General features: G+C 50.5%; 13 protein-coding genes. 4 read left to right on the top strand and 9 right to left on the bottom strand.

Translation table 11 applies throughout. The annotated features are described in order from the left end of the window. Nucleotide 1 precedes the first annotated feature (1 nt). From MKX42_RS07285 to MKX42_RS07270, 4 genes are all read right to left on the bottom strand, one after another. A complete protein-coding gene (locus MKX42_RS07285) occupies nucleotides 2–823 on the bottom strand; it encodes an imm11 family protein (RefSeq protein WP_340751920.1) in 822 nt (273 codons plus the stop codon). A gap of 9 nt (nucleotides 824–832) precedes the next feature. After that, on the bottom strand, nucleotides 833–6,358 hold the full coding sequence (locus tag MKX42_RS07280; RefSeq protein ID WP_340751919.1) for a S8 family serine peptidase: 5,526 nt from the start codon (nucleotides 6,356–6,358) through the stop codon (nucleotides 833–835). 316 nt (nucleotides 6,359–6,674) lie between these two features. Continuing rightward, complete coding sequence (gene gpmA, locus MKX42_RS07275; protein ID WP_076082294.1) at nucleotides 6,675–7,424, bottom strand: 2,3-diphosphoglycerate-dependent phosphoglycerate mutase; 750 nt, start codon at nucleotides 7,422–7,424, stop codon at nucleotides 6,675–6,677. A gap of 437 nt (nucleotides 7,425–7,861) precedes the next feature. Continuing rightward, nucleotides 7,862–8,647 (bottom strand): AraC family transcriptional regulator, encoded by a 786-nt coding sequence (locus MKX42_RS07270; protein WP_340751918.1) that lies wholly within the window; start codon nucleotides 8,645–8,647, stop codon nucleotides 7,862–7,864. Between the two features lie 224 nt (nucleotides 8,648–8,871). On the opposite strand from MKX42_RS07270, the gene MKX42_RS07265 reads away from it, so the two are divergent. Together MKX42_RS07265 and MKX42_RS07260 are read left to right on the top strand one after the other, a co-directional pair. Further along, nucleotides 8,872–10,173 (top strand): aminotransferase class I/II-fold pyridoxal phosphate-dependent enzyme, encoded by a 1,302-nt coding sequence (locus MKX42_RS07265; RefSeq protein WP_340751917.1) that lies wholly within the window; start codon nucleotides 8,872–8,874, stop codon nucleotides 10,171–10,173. Nucleotides 10,174–10,327: 154 nt separating this feature from the next. Next, the gene (locus tag MKX42_RS07260; protein WP_209875980.1) at nucleotides 10,328–10,441 is read left to right on the top strand and encodes a YjcZ family sporulation protein; all 114 of its coding nucleotides are present in this window, start codon (nucleotides 10,328–10,330) and stop codon (nucleotides 10,439–10,441) included. Between the two features lie 186 nt (nucleotides 10,442–10,627). Here MKX42_RS07260 and MKX42_RS07255 read toward each other — a convergent pair whose 3' ends face one another. The 5 genes from MKX42_RS07255 to MKX42_RS07235 form a co-directional block, all read right to left on the bottom strand. Further along, on the bottom strand, nucleotides 10,628–11,848 hold the full coding sequence (locus MKX42_RS07255) for an ABC transporter permease (protein ID WP_340751916.1): 1,221 nt from the start codon (nucleotides 11,846–11,848) through the stop codon (nucleotides 10,628–10,630). Nucleotide 11,849: 1 nt separating this feature from the next. After that, complete coding sequence (locus tag MKX42_RS07250; RefSeq protein ID WP_076162204.1) at nucleotides 11,850–12,596, bottom strand: ABC transporter ATP-binding protein; 747 nt, start codon at nucleotides 12,594–12,596, stop codon at nucleotides 11,850–11,852. Continuing rightward, the gene (locus tag MKX42_RS07245) at nucleotides 12,593–14,080 is read right to left on the bottom strand and encodes a DEAD/DEAH box helicase (RefSeq protein ID WP_340751915.1); all 1,488 of its coding nucleotides are present in this window, start codon (nucleotides 14,078–14,080) and stop codon (nucleotides 12,593–12,595) included. The genes MKX42_RS07250 and MKX42_RS07245 overlap by 4 nt, the downstream gene beginning before the upstream one ends. A 173-nt stretch (nucleotides 14,081–14,253) precedes the next feature. Beyond that, nucleotides 14,254–15,030, bottom strand: coding sequence for an SDR family NAD(P)-dependent oxidoreductase (locus MKX42_RS07240; protein ID WP_340751914.1), 777 nt, complete (start codon nucleotides 15,028–15,030; stop codon nucleotides 14,254–14,256). 28 nt (nucleotides 15,031–15,058) lie between these two features. Further along, nucleotides 15,059–15,514 carry a chemotaxis protein CheX gene (locus tag MKX42_RS07235; protein WP_340751913.1) on the bottom strand — a complete coding sequence of 152 codons (456 nt, stop codon included), beginning with the start codon at nucleotides 15,512–15,514 and terminating at the stop codon, nucleotides 15,059–15,061. A 387-nt stretch (nucleotides 15,515–15,901) separates the two neighbouring features. Here MKX42_RS07235 and MKX42_RS07230 point away from each other — a divergent pair, with 387 nt between their 5' ends. Beyond that, on the top strand, nucleotides 15,902–16,804 hold the full coding sequence (locus MKX42_RS07230) for a LysR family transcriptional regulator (protein ID WP_036701586.1): 903 nt from the start codon (nucleotides 15,902–15,904) through the stop codon (nucleotides 16,802–16,804). Between the two features lie 45 nt (nucleotides 16,805–16,849). Continuing rightward, on the top strand, nucleotides 16,850–17,659 hold the full coding sequence (locus tag MKX42_RS07225; protein ID WP_036701587.1) for a histidinol-phosphatase: 810 nt from the start codon (nucleotides 16,850–16,852) through the stop codon (nucleotides 17,657–17,659). The last annotated feature ends 28 nt before the right edge of the window (nucleotides 17,660–17,687 follow it).

Here is a 17,687-nt window from a genome sequence, read left to right as displayed (position 1 = left end):
GTTATTTAATATCGTACTTTTCTACTTCGTGCCATTGTAACAGCATCAACACTGGAGGAATATAAATCGGCTGTCCCCAGTCATACACCAAAGCTGGAGTCAGATCTGCTATCCACAATTCCCCATTCTCATCTAGTTGCATTCTCCATTTTCCGCTGGCAACCGCTTTTCCCTGCTCCATAAGAATACGAGCCTCATCATATGAAAACTCAGTCCCTTTGCTGTGCTCAATAGAATCAAGGGCTGCTTGATAATTCTGTTTCTGTTCTTCTTCTTTTTCTGCAGTAAAAGCTGAATCGTAAACCTCCGAGAAATCCAAGCCCTTAAGGCCGTGGAGCTCTACAAGATCTTTAAATGCTTCAGTTACGAACTCACAAAAGGTAGCCGTTTCTTTAATTTTAAAAATATAGGTATTATCCGGTATTTTGGAAAAGTCAAAAACAAGTTTGTTAAATCCAGCGAAAGTTCCTTTACTAGTTAATTTGATTACAGATCTGTTGTAATCCACGCAATCAATAATATTTGTAACATTAATCATTGAGAACTCTAAAGATGGGTGAATCAAGGGTAGAAATTCAACTTCTTTTTCGAGATAAGTTTCTAATACATCCTTCGCCTTTGCTGATATTACTGGCTTACCATTTAAGTAACTAGGAAAGTCACTCTTCTTCTTTTTTTTATTTGTAAACATGATAGGGGGGGTCCAAAATGATAATTTGGTTTCACCTGTGAAGTCAGTTTCAATCGGATGCTCTGAAGAAGTTGATTTATCAAGTGTTAAATCTAAATAGTTTTCTGCACGTCTCATTCTATATACTTTCATTTTATCCTCCTATTTCTTTGCTCTGTATAGTTTGTACTGACCAGTGAGCAGTTTTTCTCTCATCTCGTTTATAGCTTCTAATACTAAAGTGGAGTCGTTTTGAACAGGCTTTAGCATGTCGTATAAATCATCATAATAGTATTTACCATGTGACCCTGTGTGTGTAGAAATTGTAAATTCATCAATCACTAATACATCTGCTTTATTACCAGCTGGTGGCAAGAATACTCCATTTGCCGATGAATTAAGATCAATATTATGTTTCTTCATAATAGCATGCAATTTAACAGCCACATCATTTGAAGGCTTATAAGGTATAATGTGATGTGCCGCCCAATTGAAGGGCTTGGCTAATCCTGTTGCCTTTGTAATTTCTCCAGCCAGAATAGTAGATTGCGCACCCGTGGTTCTGGCTGTTAACCTTTTAGGTACAATTTTACTATAATTAGAAAGTTGGCACGCTTCCGCTGAATTATGAGTCAATAAAGCAAACTCTGAGAGATAGTAGGTATGGAACTCTTCTACCTCAAAATTATATACCTTGGATAAAGTATCACTTAATGCAACAGACTCCAAAACAACTGTATCGCCTGTTTGCGTCTCTAATAAATCCCCTGGAGCTAACTCATCAGCGGTTACCCAGCCTTTGCCTATCACCCAGAATGGATGGTTACCTGTGCTTTGAACTGTTTTACCTTGAACTCCAAGATTATAAATCTCTGTATTTTCTCTGCTAAATAAATTGACAACCGGTTTATAGTCTTGCTTGCCGGTCTCTGTATCCTTCGCTAATACAAGATCGCCAATTTGAACCTTTTCTATCGGCTTAGGCCCATCTTTTGTAATGATCTCAGTTCCTTCAGGAACACACCCGCAAGGGTTCATTTTAAAGACAAGTTCAACACGTTTAGTCGCGGTATATGATATTTTCTTTCCTGCTGTTACAAAATTCCCTATGAACGGAACGACCGCTCCGGCCGACAATAAAGCATCAAGATAATCGCCATTCACAAAGTAAATCACGCCATTAATGGCATCAGCACCTTCACCCAATATCGGTATCATCCCGATATTATTTAAGGTACATTGTAATCGCTCTTTTGCATTACCTTCACTACAAGTAACTAAAGCTAATGCGCCAGCAGAGAATTGCTGAATACCTGTCATCCCGTAAACTTCAGCAAACCATGTTCCATACGTCAATTCATAACCATGATCATTGGGATGCAAAATATAACGCTCAAAATAGTTTTTACATGCCTTACAAGTATTCGTTTTTGAAGTGATCTTTTTCCCTTTTTCAATAGTTGGAGGCAGCGGAATAATATTCAATCCATTTAATGGATCATTAATTACCTGTACCAGGAATTCCTGAGTTTGTTTTTTCTTGCTACCTTCCAACCGTGATACAAATATTTTATAGTAACCATCCTTTGCCCAGTATTGAGGCGCTCCTGAAATTGAGTCTGTATAATTTGCATACCAATATTTATCCGGTGATTTAGAATCAACCGATCCATTCCAGGTAATATCGGTTAGTGTATCCTTGTTGAAACTTCCTCCCGTGGTATATTCATAAACACTTAATCCATTTGCCAGATTGGCTGTTCTAATCTCTACTTTAAGGTTAGTATTATTCACCTTATTTTTATACTGGACTTTAACAGAACCTTTACTGCCAGGCGTAGCATCGAAGCTTTTCACTGCGCTTGCTTTCAGAGCACGTAAGGTAGACAAGAACTCACTTTCGCCCTTAGTGTACTCAATAACATTAATATCCGCTGATAGCTCATACTCAAATTTGGAGAAACCCCAAGCCGGGCCTTCCCAACCACTCTGAACCTTCAGATAATATGTTCCTGCAGTCAGGTCAAATGACATCTGCCCATCGGCACTGAAGTATCCCCTGATATTCCCGTAGGCATCCTCAATGGTGCCATCACCCTGAGATAGATACAAGCTGACCTGATCTGGGGCAGTCAAATCTATTTTGTAGTAATCCGTATCGTATAAAGACGAAATTGCGAGCGGAGCACCGTGTGAATCTGTAGTTACCATCTCCCCAAATGGAAGACTTGCTGCAGTACCCGGACTGCTATGTTCCATATTCTCGACTGTAAACCTTGTCTGTAATCCATTTACCGAACCAAAGCTGCTTACAGCAACGTAGTAGGTGACGCCGGCAGTTAGAGTCATTTCTAGCTTAGAGAAATGCTCTCCGTAGGGCCTGTAATCTGTAGCATCATCATTAGCATTCAGCAATGTTGTTAAGTCAGAATCAGAATACAAGGCTATTTCAGTATCATTTAACTGCGAAGTCGCCTGATAATTGGAAGTAAAGAAACGATATTTGCCTGTAGATGCAGGTGTAAACTGCAGATAGGCTTCCTCTCCGCTTGCCTTGGATAAATCAATGGATGTCCCGCTTTTCACTACGGTAAACGCAGTTTGTCCAGCTGAAGTCACCAGCAGCCGTGCATAAGTTTTACCGCCATTTGCTTCATTTACACGAATATAGTATGGAACACCAGCGCTGAGATTCACAGTCACCTCCGAGAACACGGAGTCTGCTTTATCATCGTTATGACCACCGGTGATAGGTTCTTCCATCTCTACACTCGCATATACAGAGAGATTCGTATCGTTAGCCTTTGAACTAGCGCTTCCTCCGTAACGGTTAGTGTTTATTCGGAATCTACCAGTATTTCCAGGAACGAAGACATATACATTACTGTTCCCGGCCTGTTCGTTAATATCAACAGGATGATCTTGCTGAATGTAAGGAATGCTTGAGCTGATGACATCTGCAGTAACTCTAGTACGCAGAGCAGTTGTATCAAAACCATTTACTTTGACATAGTAAGTCTGTCCGCCAATTAGGCTGATTCGAATCTCTGAGAAGACCGTATCATTCGTATCATCATTCACTGCAAGCTGCTTACCCAGCTGCAAATTGTTATATATAGAGAGTTCCGTATCCACTACAGAACCGTTACCTTGATACGGACTAGTGAAAATCCGGTACACTCCGGTGGTAGCCGGTTTGAAGCTGAACAGCTGTGTGCTGAGAGAGGCCTGGTTTACATCCTGCGGCTGATACACAATTAATTCCGGCAAGGTAGTTGAGGCCTGCACCGAAGCATAGGCGCTGCTGCCTTTAGGATAAACTGCGGCTACTTCCAAGAGATACCCCTGTGAAGACACCAAGTTTAAAAAAGTATATGAGTTGACGTTAGAGGTACCCTTATCCACCCCGTTAATCCGGAGTTTATAGAGTGTTGCCTCAGGCATCGCATCCCAGGTAAGCTTGATGCTATTAGCATAGGCTGCCGTTTTCAAACCAGAAGGGACTGCAAACGGTTGAGCCTCAATAGATCCCAAAGTCAACGTATACGGTGAGCTGCTAAATTGGCCGCTGAAGCCAGTAACCTTAAGGTAATAGACTTGATTCTTGGTAATTTGTAAATCTACATGCTCTGCCACACCAGTGCCATTGGAAGAGCTCCATACAGGAAGTCCGGACGCGGTATAAATATCAAGTTCATAGTCAACTTTAGATGGAATGGTTAGTCCGATAGGGATTTGTCCTGTCTCTTCAGCTGTCAGTTTGTAATAATCCACATCACTGGCTGAAGAAATGTAAGAGATATAGCTATTTTTAGGAAATACGTTTTTTGCAGTTATAAAGGTATCATTAGGTTCAAAAGTATCTTGCCCTATACCTGCTTCCGTCACATAAACTGTAAACTGGTAGTCATATAAACCTGAAGGTACGGCAGGAAATTTGTATTTTATTTTATACGTACCGGTAGGCGTGGATGAAGAAGTCTGCCAAGTGTAGGGAATATCCTTATCCAGTGCCACTCCAGTTATCGTTTTACTTGCAATGACCTGAAGCGGATTGGAGGCAGAAGTAACTTCCACCTCAACCTTTTGATGGGGGTTCTCCCCATGCTCATCTCCTTCCAGCTTTAGGGAGACTGTAACCGAATCCCCAGGATGGATAGAGGCACCGTCATTCTTAGGGTCGTAAGAGGCTATTCCTATTTCACTATCTGGAATAGAAGGCATGATCGTATTAAGTCCTGATAGATTTTCTTCCGATAATGGGGCAATTGACCCTGTAATAACTCCTTCGGCTTTGGCAATATTAACAATTCCGTGACCGGCTTCATGTGATGTTTCGAGCGGGGTTGCCGCTTCATATAACTTATCAATAACTTCCTGCCCGTTCAGCGATGGATGGTGAGACCACAATAATGCAACAGCACCAGTGACATGCGCTGCGGCGTTGGATGTTCCCGAGGAAACACCATACTCTCCATTCATTGTTGTACTCATTACTCCAAAACCCGGTGCTACAATATCCAGTTCATCGCCTGTAGCTGAGAAGTCCGTACGATGGTGTGATGATTCTATCGCACCGACAGCAATAACCTCAGGGTATCTAGCGGGATATTGCACGGTGTCTTCCCCGGAACCGTTATTTCCTGCTGCAGCAACAATAATAATACCAGCGGATGTCGCCTTCTGAATGGCTTTGTGCAGCATTTCACTATACTGCGCAGATACAAAACTCATATTAATGATATTAATCTTATGATTGATCGCCCATTCAATACCCTGAATAACCGAGCTTGTATATCCGTCGCCAGAAGAGTCGGCTACCTTTACTGCATATAGCTCAGCATTCGGTGCCATACCTACTACTCCGAAGGAATTATCCAAAGCGGCAATTGTACCTGCAATATGTGTTCCATGCCCCTTATCATCCTCATAACTATCCGCAGATTCTACATAACTAACCCCGCCAGCAAGATTCAGGTCCGGATGGTTAGATATTCCCGTATCAAAGACTGCCACTTTGATCTGGCCATCACTTGAACCTACTGCTTGTCTGGTTATATATGAACCTGACGAGTGAATTCCCCAAGGAATGGTTTGTGAAGATTCCTTAATTGGCTGCTCTTCTACCTTGGTGAGTGTTCTCTGTTCTGCAATTTGTATTGGTTTATCTTCTTCTACTGCAGCAACCATTGGATTTGCAAGCAACTGATTGACTTCCTCGGGATGCAACTCCATATACAGAGCATTAGCACTTTCCAGATCCTTCACATGATATAAATTAACTTTTTGCGCAAGATCTTGATCGTATTGCTGTTTTCTCATCTCTGCTAAGGGACTCAAGTCTAGTGCACTATTCTTGAGACCTAACTCGTATTTCTCTTCATATACACTGTAAACTACACTAGATACATTTACCTGGTAATTATCCTTCAAGCTGACTATGTATTTCCCTCTCATATTTTTACTGTAAGTATCCTGTGTTACTGTCATCGACGATAATATTTCACCCACTGCGTCCTTAGTTTCCTTCGATACCGAAGAAATCAAATCACCAGTTTCGAGCGTTGGCTTATTCTCTGTGAGAACGCCACCTTTAGTAGCCCCGCTAGCAGTAGCATAGCTAGACATCTGGCTCACATTACCAGTCAAGATAGATAAAACTAATAATAATATGGCTATCCTCTTCAAAAAAATTTCCTCCTATTAAATAAATTTCCATCTGAATTACATACTTAAACAGAGTATTCTTTTACTATAATTTCAACAATAATAATTTTTGTTCTTTTTTGTATATTGATGTCGAATGATGACATATATTAAAAGATACTACTTTAGACACGTGTCATTAGCTGCTGGCTATTGTAATTTTTTAGCCCCTTAACCCTATTTATTAACAAACGTTAGTCACACAAATGTCAAAAAAGGGAGTATCCCAACCCCATATACTGGCTGGAATACTCCCTTAATTATCATCTACGCTAAGCCGGGCGCAGCGCCGCTCCGGTTACTCCGTAACCTTGCTCTGATTCGCCACCTCGCGGGCTTTCTGCTGCACCTCTTCCGGTTCGCCGAGATAGAAGCGGCTGAGCGGCTTCACGTCGTCGTCGAGCTTGTAGACCAGCGGAACGCCGGTCGGGATATTGAGATCCAGCAGTGCGGTCTCGTCGATATCCTCCATATACTTGATCAGGGCCCGCAGTGTGTTGCCGTGCGCCGAGATCAGGACCCGCTCCTTCTTGCGGATCAGCGGCACAATCCGGTTGGTCCAGAAATCTCCGACCCGGTGCACGGTATCCTCCAGGCTCTCGCCGCGCGGGATATCACCCGGACGCACTTCCTTGTAGCGGATATCATGTCTGGCATAACGCGGATCATCCGGCTCCAGCATCGGAGGGCGGACCGAGAGGCTGCGCCGCCAGATATGGAGCTGCTCCTCACCGTATTTAAGGGCGGTTTCACTTTTGCTGAGGCCCTGTAGTGCACCGTAATGGCGCTCATTCAGCTTCCACGACTTCTGCACCGGAATCCACAGCAGGTCCATCTCATCCAGCACATAGTTCAGCGTCTTGATCGAACGCTTCAGCACCGAGGCGAACGCCAGATCGAAGGTATATCCGGCATCCTTCAACAGCTTTCCTGCCTTCTTCGCCTCTTCAACACCCTTCTCCGTCAGATCAGGATCACTCCAGCCCGTAAACAGATTCTGCCGGTTGTATTCACTCTCTCCATGCCGTATCAGGACTATTTCGTACATAAGCTTTCTCCTTCTCCCGTGTATGATTGGCTTCTCTTGCTTCTATTCTGTCACAGCGCAGTGTCCGCTTCAACTTTAGGTCTGCCTTGCGGACTGGGAAGCCGCTATTTCAGCTATTTTGCCAGATCACGGAGGGCAAGCGGACTCAGATGCTCTTAAGTTAGCCCATACGCCTCTATTTCAGCCCCAATCAGTCAGATAACGGCCTCTGAGTCCGCAGCGGGGGGCAATAAGTGCCTTTTTCGCAAAATAAGGTCCTCACGGTCCGCATAGCACATATGGCATATATGGCACGCATAGCACATCAAGCACTCGTAGCACACATGGCACATCAAGCACTCGTAGCACACATGGCACATCAAGCACTCGTAGCACACATGGCACATCAAGCACCCGAGGTACCTATACTACAATCAGCACGATACTCCCCCGCCGCTTCAGCGGATCTCCGAAGGACTTTTCCCGGTATGCTGCTTGAATTGGCGGCTGAAAAAGAAGATGTCCCGGTAGCCGAGCGCATCCGCCACCTCCGTGACATTCATGCCCGCATACAGCAGCAGATGCTGCGCCCGTTCGATCCGTGCGCGGATCACATAGGACTGGACCGAGGAGCCGGTGATCTCCTTGAACTTGATCGAGAAGTAACGCGGGGACAGCCCCGCCCGGGCGGCCAGATCCTCTACCCGGTGCGCCGCCCCGGGATGCTGGCTGACATAGTTGGCGACCTCGTGGATCACCTCCGCCAGCTGGTTGCTGACATGGCGCTCGACCGGCCTAGCCTGATCCTGCCGCAGCAGATGAATCATGAGCTGCTTCAGAATCAGACGGCCCTCTTCCTCGGCAGCATAGGTCTGCACCAGGAACAGCCGGACATAACGGGCCAGCAGATGCTCGAATTCCACCGTCTCGCTCAGCTCATGGTAGAACGCCGGCACCTCGGTCACCTCTTCGGTAATATCGAAGTGAATATATGTAAGCACAAGCGGCTTTTGCGGATTATGTGTGGCGCTGGTATAATCCCCCGGGCGGAACAGGAAGCAGCTTCCCTTCCCTACCTGATAGGGCACTCCTCCGCGCACAACCGTGCCCTCCCCGCTCCAGACGTAGAATAAATCGTAATTTTGCAGCGGCTTCTCTCTTTTTTGCCACTTCCAGCCCGGTTCACAGACAATCTTCGCCAAGGCCGGGAGGATTACAAAAGAGGATGGCGATGCATGCAGCATATGATTCCCTCCTATAGGTATAGCGTAAGCTTACTTTTCATAATACCTTGTCCGGTTCCTGTTTGTACATCTTCTGCGCTACGCATGGGGACGGGACGCCGCTTCGATTCCAAAACTATTTATGAAAACGCAGCATTCCTAAGTGACGGCGGCAATCCACGGTGTTATAATGTTAGGCAATGTTAACGTATATATCCCAGAAGAATACCGGAAGGATGAAACTGATGAATCCACTGGCTGGACAATTGAATGACAGCATCAAGGCAGGCAATGAACATGTATACGATATGCTCTCGAGTCTCGGTAAAGCGATCTATTTTCCCAAAGAGGGGATTCTGAGCCAATCCGCAGAGGCAACGGCTCATGCTAAAAAGTATAACGCCACCATCGGGATTGCTACCGAGAACGGGTTGCCGATGCACCTTGGCGTAATCCAGGATAAGCTCTCCGCCTACAATCCCAAAGACCTGTACAGCTATGCGCCTCCAGCAGGTAAGCCGGAGCTCCGCTCCGTCTGGCGGGAGAAGATGCTGCGTGAGAATCCGTCGCTTGAAGGCAAGTCTTTCAGTAATCCAATCGTCACGAATGCGCTGACCCACGGGCTTAGCATCGTTGCCGATCTGTTCGCAGAGCAAGGGGATGCCGTCATTTATCCGGACAAAAACTGGGAGAACTACGAGCTGACCTTCGGCATCCGCCGACTGACCGAAACCGTAAATTACCCGCTCTTCACGGAGGATATGAGCTTCAACAGCGAAGGGCTGCTGGATGCCCTGCTGGCCCAGAAGGACCGCGGCAAAGCCATCGTCCTGCTTAACTTCCCGAATAATCCAACCGGATATACGCCCGGTCTTGCAGAAGGCGAGGCTATTGTTGCCGCTATCCTGCAAGCTGCAGAAGCAGGCGTTAATGTAGTAGTAGTCAGCGACGACGCTTATTTCGGACTCTTTTTTGAGGATTCACTCAAGGAATCCCTGTTCGGCAAGCTGGCGAATCTGCATCCGCGCGTGCTGGCGGTCAAGATTGACGGTGCCACCAAGGAAGAATTCGTCTGGGGCTTCCGCGTCGGCTTCATCACCTACGCTTCGGAGGACAAGGAGCTGCTGGCTGCGCTGGAACAAAAAACCCTGGGCATTATCCGGGCCACCATCTCCAGCGGCGCACATCCGTCGCAGACCTTCGTGCTGGGCGCGTTGAAGGCACCAGAATTCTCAGCCCAGAAGGAAGAGAAGTTCCTGATCATGAAAGGCCGGGCTAACAAAGTGAAGGCGCTGCTGGACAGCGGTAAATACGGCGATGATGTATGGACGTATTATCCGTTCAACTCCGGGTACTTCATGTGCCTGAAACTCTTTACTGTATCTGCGGAAGACCTGCGGCTCCACCTGATTCACACCTACGGCCTGGGAACCATCGCCCTTGGCGAGAGCGACCTGCGCATTGCCTTCTCCTGTATTGAGGAGGATCAGCTGGAGGATCTGTTCGATCTGGTCTATGCGGGCATCCGTGATTTGGAGAAGGCCTGATCATCCGTCTTTGCATACCTCTGTCAGCCCCGGAAGGCCGGGGCTGATTTTTTTTGCCCGGTGCTATGGCATTGGCCTATACACGTTCTTCCCTCCGCACATACAATACGATGTACTCAAGTACAACAACTCACACGCGAAAGGGGAATGAACAATGAGCGAAGAAGTTAGAGGCGGATACGGATACGGCGGCGGGTTCACAAGCACTGGAGCCATTCTGGTTCTCTTTATCCTGCTGGTTATCATCAGCCGTTCACTCTTTGTCTAACAGGGAGTGAGTCCCCTGGAGGGAGCTGCGTGCTCTCTCCGATCCACGTGTTATAGCATTCCCTGCTCCACCTGATATGAAGAGGGAATTCCCTTTTATACATTCTTTTCTTCTGAAAATGGCCTCAGACTCCGCATCCGCGAGAGCCTGAGGCCATTTGTTATAAGCACACCCGCTTGCGGGTGACTACAGATCGTCTTCATCCACACGGGCTTCCTTGCGGGTGGAGTTGACCTTGAACAGATACGCCAACAGGAATCCGCAGGCGAAGGTGCCCAGTACTTCCAGCGGCCGCTGCCCGGCCTGAAGCAGGAGCGGCAATCCGGTCAGCAGCGCCAGGACCAGATGGGCCCGGAATACAAACTGGATCGTTCCCTTGCCCTTGCTGCCCTCCGGCAACGGGTAGACGGTCAGCCAGAACGATTCGCTGTGCAGCTTGCGCAGCGCCGTCAGCTGAATGCCCATCAGGAAGAGGAAGAATACATAGATGCCGCTGCCGAGATAGCTGTCCTTCATCATCCACACCAGGAACAGATCCAGCACAGCCATCCGCAGGACGATGCCGAAGACATCACCACGGGCGAAGCTTTTGGTCAGGAGGAACCGGTAGGCAGAATCCCGCTGCCAGCTCAGCCCGCTGCCCCAACGCGACAGATAACGGCGGGCATAGACCCGCTGCTCGCGTCCCGGAACATCAACGAACCAGCCGAGGACCATCAGCGCCCGGGTCCCCTGGTTCTTCTCCATGGTGATCAGGCGTTCCCATGGAACAGCATGCCGTCCGGGAACAGCCAGTGCGGCCGCATAGGCTGCGGCCAGAATCAGGATGAAGATCAGGGCGCGCATGGACGGTTGCCATAGCCATGCCCCAACCATTAGACCGCCGGCTGCCCAGCGCAGCAGGTTATAGCCTGCCGCAGCGGGACGGGAGAGCATCGCCGTCTCCCGCCATAACCCGTAGCTGGATAACAGCTTGACCAGAATCAGCACCAGCAGGGTAGCCAGCAGCCCCCGGGGTGACTCCTCGGTGCGTATGTACAGCGGCCATAATGTAATGAGGATAAAGGCCAGTCGCAGAATCTTCCACACATTGCCGCTGACCCAGGACGGGGCGAAATACTCTCTCATCCGGTGGCCCTGCGGCAGCAGGAAGATCGTATCCGGGGTCTGCAGATACGTCCGGAAGCTGCTATGTACCGCCGCAGGCACCAGCAGGACGAACATAATCCAGCGGATCGGTATGCCAGGCGGAATATCACGCAGCAGTGCTGTATACCAGGCGGAGAACATAATCAGCACCAGCAGGAACACCATGGCTACCCCGCTCTGAATGATATACCCGACATAAGGGATCAGGCTTCCTGTGAACCGGCTGCGCCGCTGCCGGCGCAGCTCCTTCAAATCCATATCATTTCCCTCCCTGAACCAACTCGTAGAACAGCTGCTCCAAATTCAAGCCCTGCCGCCCGGCCTTCGCGGTCATCTCGGCCAGCGTTCCCTCCGCAATCACCATTCCGCGGTGCAGCACAATGAACCGGTCACAATAGTTCTCTATCGTCGAGAGAATATGCGAGCTGAGCAGAATCGAAGCTCCGGACTTCTTCAGGTCCAGCATGAAATCCAGCAGGGAACGGATACCCAGCGGATCAAGACCGAGGAACGGCTCGTCGATTACATACAAAGCCGGACGCGCTACGAACGCGCACATAATCATCACCTTCTGCTTCATCCCCTTGGACAGATGAGAGGACAAAGTATCCATCTTGTCCTCCATATTGAAGAGTGCAGCCAGCTGGCTGGTACGTGATTCATAATCACTGCGCTCCACGCCATACGCTCTGGCAGTGAATTCCACATGCTCACGAACCGTCATTTCCTCATAGAGCAGAGGGGATTCCGGCACGAAGGACAGCGCACTGTGGTAGCTCTCCGGATCGCTGCTGCGCGTCTTCCCCTGTACCGTAATCTCACCCTTATGGGGGGACATCAGCCCCAGGATATGCTTCATTGTGGTGCTCTTGCCCGCACCGTTCAGTCCGATTAACCCAACCATCTCACCGGGCTGCACCTGCAGGCCGATGTCATGCAGCACCGGCTTGTTCAGGCTGTAGCCTCCGCTAAGGCCCGTAATTTCTAATACGGGAGCTGTATTCATTGACCGTCACCTCTCGGGGTTTTGTTCTTGAGCCATTTCGGGGCTCCCTTATTCTTGCGGTTCTGCTCCCGCTCCGCCTGGCTGCGGGCCTTGCCCCCCGGCCCCGCCGCGCTGCGCGTGCCGGCGCTCACTCCCGGCCGGTGCGGCTCGCGCCGCGCCGTAACGCCACTGCCGCCAGCAGCTAGCCCCGGCTGGCCTGCCGGCGCGTCGCCGCCCGTCCCTCCGGCTGCTGTTCCAGCCGCCGAGGTCCGCACCTGCGGCTTGCCGGTGCGCGCTGCAATGCCGCCGCGCGGTTCAGCCCCTTCGCGGCGCTCCTTCACGCCGCCGCTGCGCAGCTCGGCGCGTCCGCCTTCCGCCAGCGCCTTGCCGAAGGCCATCTCCCGCTCGTCCAGCTGGATATCCAGCTCGCGGGCGAATTTGCGCATGATGAACGTCTGCTGCTCCGTAACGATCGTTACGGATAAGCCGCGTTTGCCCATACGCCCGGTCCGTCCGGCACGGTGGACATAGTGCTCGGAGTCAAAGGCCGGATCGAAGCTGACAACAAGCGTCAGATTCTCAATGTCCAGGCCCCGCGCCGCTACGTCACTGGCGACCAGGACCTTGAGCTTGCCGTCCCGGAAGCGGGTCAGCACGTTTGCACGCGTCACCTTGTCGGCATCGCCGTACAGCGCTGCGGCCGGAAGCCCCAGATGGTTCAGCTTCGCTGTCACCTCAGCGATGTCATCCGTCGCGTTCACGAAGACAATGGCCCGGTCCGGCTTGTAGTGGCGGATGACCCGGCGCAGCATATCAATCTTATTACGCTCCTCGCACACCATATAGTGATGCTCCAGGCTCTGGGCGGTCATCATGCCGGGGTCGATGCCGACCTCCGCCGGATTCTTCATCTCCCGGTTCGCCAGCAGACGGGTCTCCGGTCCAATCGTGGCCGACAGCATGACCAGCTGCCGCGTACGCAGCGCGCTGCTGACGATCTTCGTTACTTCGCCCGCACCGCTAAGCTGGAACATCTGATCCGCCTCATCGAGAATAATTGTGCTCACCTCATGCATCTTGAGCTTGCGCAGCCCGATCAGCTCACGTATGCGTCCCGGGGTGCCTACCACCAGCTGCGGATGCTCCCGCAGCTTGTCAATCTGGCGCTTGATCGCCGCCCCGCCGATCAGTCCTATGGCCCGGATGCCACGGTGTGCCCCGTAGCGCTCCGCTTCACGGAGAATCTGCATCGCCAGCTCCTGGGTTGGCGCCAGCACCAGCTTTTGCACAGATTTCGAGTCCGGGTTAATCCCTTGCAGCAGCGGCAGCAGATAAGCCAGTGTCTTGCCTGTTCCTGTCTGGGATGCGGCCAGAACATCTCTTCCTTCCAGCAGAAGCGGAATCGTCTGCTCCTGTACAGGGGATGGTTCGGTGATGCCGAATTCAGACAATCGGGCAGCAAGGTCTTCCTGGATGCCGATAGCCGCAAAAGAAGCTTTATTCATAATAGGGTTTCATCCTTTTCACTTAAGATAATATGTTCATTATATGCCAAAAAGGCCTCTCCACCAAATGGAAGGCCATAAAATCTAAGTAGGGCCGTATTTAAACGGTCATACCATCCTGTATACCAAAGGGGGACAAGTCGTTCACGCCACACATCGAAACTACATTTTATTCATTTTCTGTTCATCAGGTTATAGGTCAGCTTGTCTGCCAGCCGCGGGAACAGGCCATAGAGCCGGATGCCGAAGCCTGCCAGACCGGGCAGGTCCACTTCCTCTTTACCCTTATCCATCAGCTTGACGATCTTCGCGGACACATGCTGCGGCGTCATCATCATACGGCTTACGCTTCGTTCATAATTGCCTGAAGGGTCGGCAATCTTGAAGAATTCGGTGGCGATAGGTCCGGGATTCACAGCCGAGACAATAACACCGCTCTTACGCAGCTCCTGGCGGAGCGCATTGGTGAAGCCGAGAACGGCATGCTTGGTGGCCGTGTAGGACACTGAGCGTGCCGTTCCGATTTTGCCGGCCATGGAAGCCACATTCACGATCTGACCGCTGCCGCGCGTAAGCATATGAGGAACGACAGCCTTGGTGCAGCGCACAATTCCCATATAGTTAACATCCATCATATCAGCGAACTCTTCAGACTCCATCTCTGTAAAAGCCGCAAACTTGCCGTAACCGGCGTTGTTGAGCAGAATGTCAATTCTGCCGTATTGCTCCAGGATCTCCGCAAAGGTACGCTGCACTGCCGCCTCATCGGTCACATCACAGACGAACAGCCCATGCTCCCCCTGAATGCCCGCCGCAACAGCCTGCAGCTTGTCCCTGGACCGGGCCAGCAGAACGGGAACCGCCCCGTGCCCGCTGAGCATCTGCGCCGTAAGTGCGCCAATCCCGCTCGAAGCTCCTGTAATTACCACAATCTTACCTTGTAATGCCATGGAATAGATTCAACTCCCGATTATCCGCCTAAGAGATCATAACCTGAATATCAAGCTCCCCGATGCCTTCCATCAGAAGAGGAATACTCAGCGCTTTGCGCGGCAGAATGGACATACTCTCGGACTTCATCAGCTTCGGCGGAGTAATGTCTACCGACACCCCTTGATTGGAGAGAATAGTACTGGCATTGCCGCTGATCATATTGCCCAGCTCCGAAATGGCGCTCTGGCCCATCTCATCCATCTCTGTTATCACATAGCCGCCCATCATGGCTGACACGATCTTCAGCGCCACCTGCTCGGCGATCCCGAAGATAATATCCCCGCTGAGCTGACCTGTCATTCCCACTTGAATCCATATATGATCATCGATCAGTTCAATATCCTTGATCCCCAGCATACCGGTGGATGGCGAGACTTGGATCACCTGTTCAATTACAATGCGCGCAGACTCTAAAAACGGATTGATTACTTCTGCTTTCATGAAAGTGCTGTCCCCCTCGACCAGTCTTTAGTCATATACCAAAAGTCCTAAGCAATAATGATTTATTATACTTCATATATCGGCATTATTCACCAAAAATTAATGGTCTTGTCGAATGATTTCTGAAGATAGTTTGGAGCGCAACATTGCCCTCCCGGGAGGAATCTCCTATAATTTAATCAATACACGTAAGATCTGCGGCGTCACACCCTCCGAGTGCAGCACTCACAGCAACCCTTTCACCTATCTATTTTGTCAGAATCCGCGGCTTGCAGACTCTAATTCTGGAAGCCGTCATGTGCGCATACGCCCTCCGGAAAGCTGAGGCTTTCCCTGTTTGTACAAATATACGGCGGCACCATATGGTAGCCATAAGGGGGACAGTCCATGAATATCAGCCAGCTCGAAACACTGATCACCATCTCCAAAACCATGAGCTTCCGCAAGGCTGGCGAGCTGCTCAACCTGACGCAGCCGGCAGTCTCGGCCCAGATCAAAAGCCTGGAGGAAGAGTTCAAAACCCAGCTTGTTGACCGGAACCAGCCGGTGACGCTAACGGACAGGGGCAAGGTCTTCCTCGCCCACGCGGAACAGATTGTCGGAATCGTAGATGAGCTTAAGCAGCGCCTTGCCGATCTCGAAGAGAATCCCCAAGGGCATATTATTCTCGGTACGACCACCTCCATCGCCATCCAGATTCTCCCCAGGGTGCTCTCCTATTTCCAGGATCAGTTCCCTCATATCAAAACCTCAATCTCATCCATGTCCTCCTCCCAGATCTACCAGCAAGTCGAGAACGGGATTGTGGATGTCGGCATCGGCTACCTGATCGGCCGTAATCCGGGGATGACGACCTCGGTCCTGTATTATGATACTTTCGAACTGGTTGTTTCGCCACGCCATCCGCTGGCCCAGGTCAAAACAGCCGGGATCGAGGCACTGGGGACCATCCCGCTCATCCTGCTCTCACCGGATACGGTCGGCCGGAAATTTGTCGATGAGGTGCTGGCGAGGCACGGTATTCAGCCGCTGGTGATTATGGAGCTGACCAGCAGTGAGGAAGTGAAGCGGATGGTCGAGCTTGATCTGGGAGCGGCGGTCATCTCCAAGCAGTCTGTCACTGCCGAGGTCAGAAGCGGCACCCTGCGGATCGTCCCGATCATCGAGCTTGAGGTTACCCATCCTGTAGGTGTTATTACCAAGTCCGGCAAGTATGTCAACTCTGCGATGAGACAGTTCCTGAGCGACCTTAAGGGAATGCCCGAGACCCAGTTCATCGGCTCAGAGTAACCTGCACCCTATTTCGCCATATTGGCCTAAGGAGATGTTCCCATTATGAAGTTCGACCTGCATACCCATCATTTCCGCTGCGGCCATGCTGACGGCACCATCCGGGATTATATTGAAGCCGGAATAGCGGCGGGGCTGGATGTTATCGGTATTTCCGATCATTCACCTTACTTCGGAAGCCCGTCCGAGCAGGCTTTTCCGCGCATTGCCATGGCCAAGTCCGAGCTGGTCCACTATGTGGAGGAAGTATTGTCGCTGCAAAAAGAATACGAAGGCCGCATTGATGTCCTGCTAGGCATGGAATCCGACTTCTTCCCGGAACATGCGGAGCTGTACCGCAAGACCTACGCCGCATACCCGTTCGATTATGTGATCGGCTCCGTGCATCATGTTGAGGAGGTCAGTATCTTCAACCAGGGCCGCTGGAAGGGGCTTGCCCCCGCGCAGCGGCTTGCCTCCAAAAGCGAGTACTACCGGCTGATTGCCGAATCCGCACGCAGCGGCATCTTCCAGATTCTCGGTCATATCGATGCCATGAAAGGCAACTATCCGCCCTTCTCCGAGATCGCTGCTCCCAAGGAGATTGACGAAGCCTTGCGCGTGATCGGCGAATGCGGTCCGGCCATCGAGATCAACACCTCCGGCGGCACCAAGCTGTGCGGCGGCTGGTACCCTTCCGATGAGATTCTGGAGCGGGCCCTGCACTTCGGCGTGGAGGTCAGCTTCGGCTCCGATGCCCATCTGCCTGCCCGCGTTGCCGACCAGCGCAATCAGGTGGCTGCGCGGCTGAAGGAGATTGGCTTCGAATACTGGGTCTATTACAAGCGGCGCGAGAAGGTTAAGGTCGCGCTGTAGGCAGTAAGTAGGCGGGAATTCTCCGCGT

This window comes from Paenibacillus sp. FSL R7-0204 (assembly GCF_038002225.1).
GTDB lineage: Bacteria > Bacillota > Bacilli > Paenibacillales > Paenibacillaceae > Paenibacillus_AQ.
This window is presented reverse-complemented; position numbering and strand designations above follow the sequence as displayed.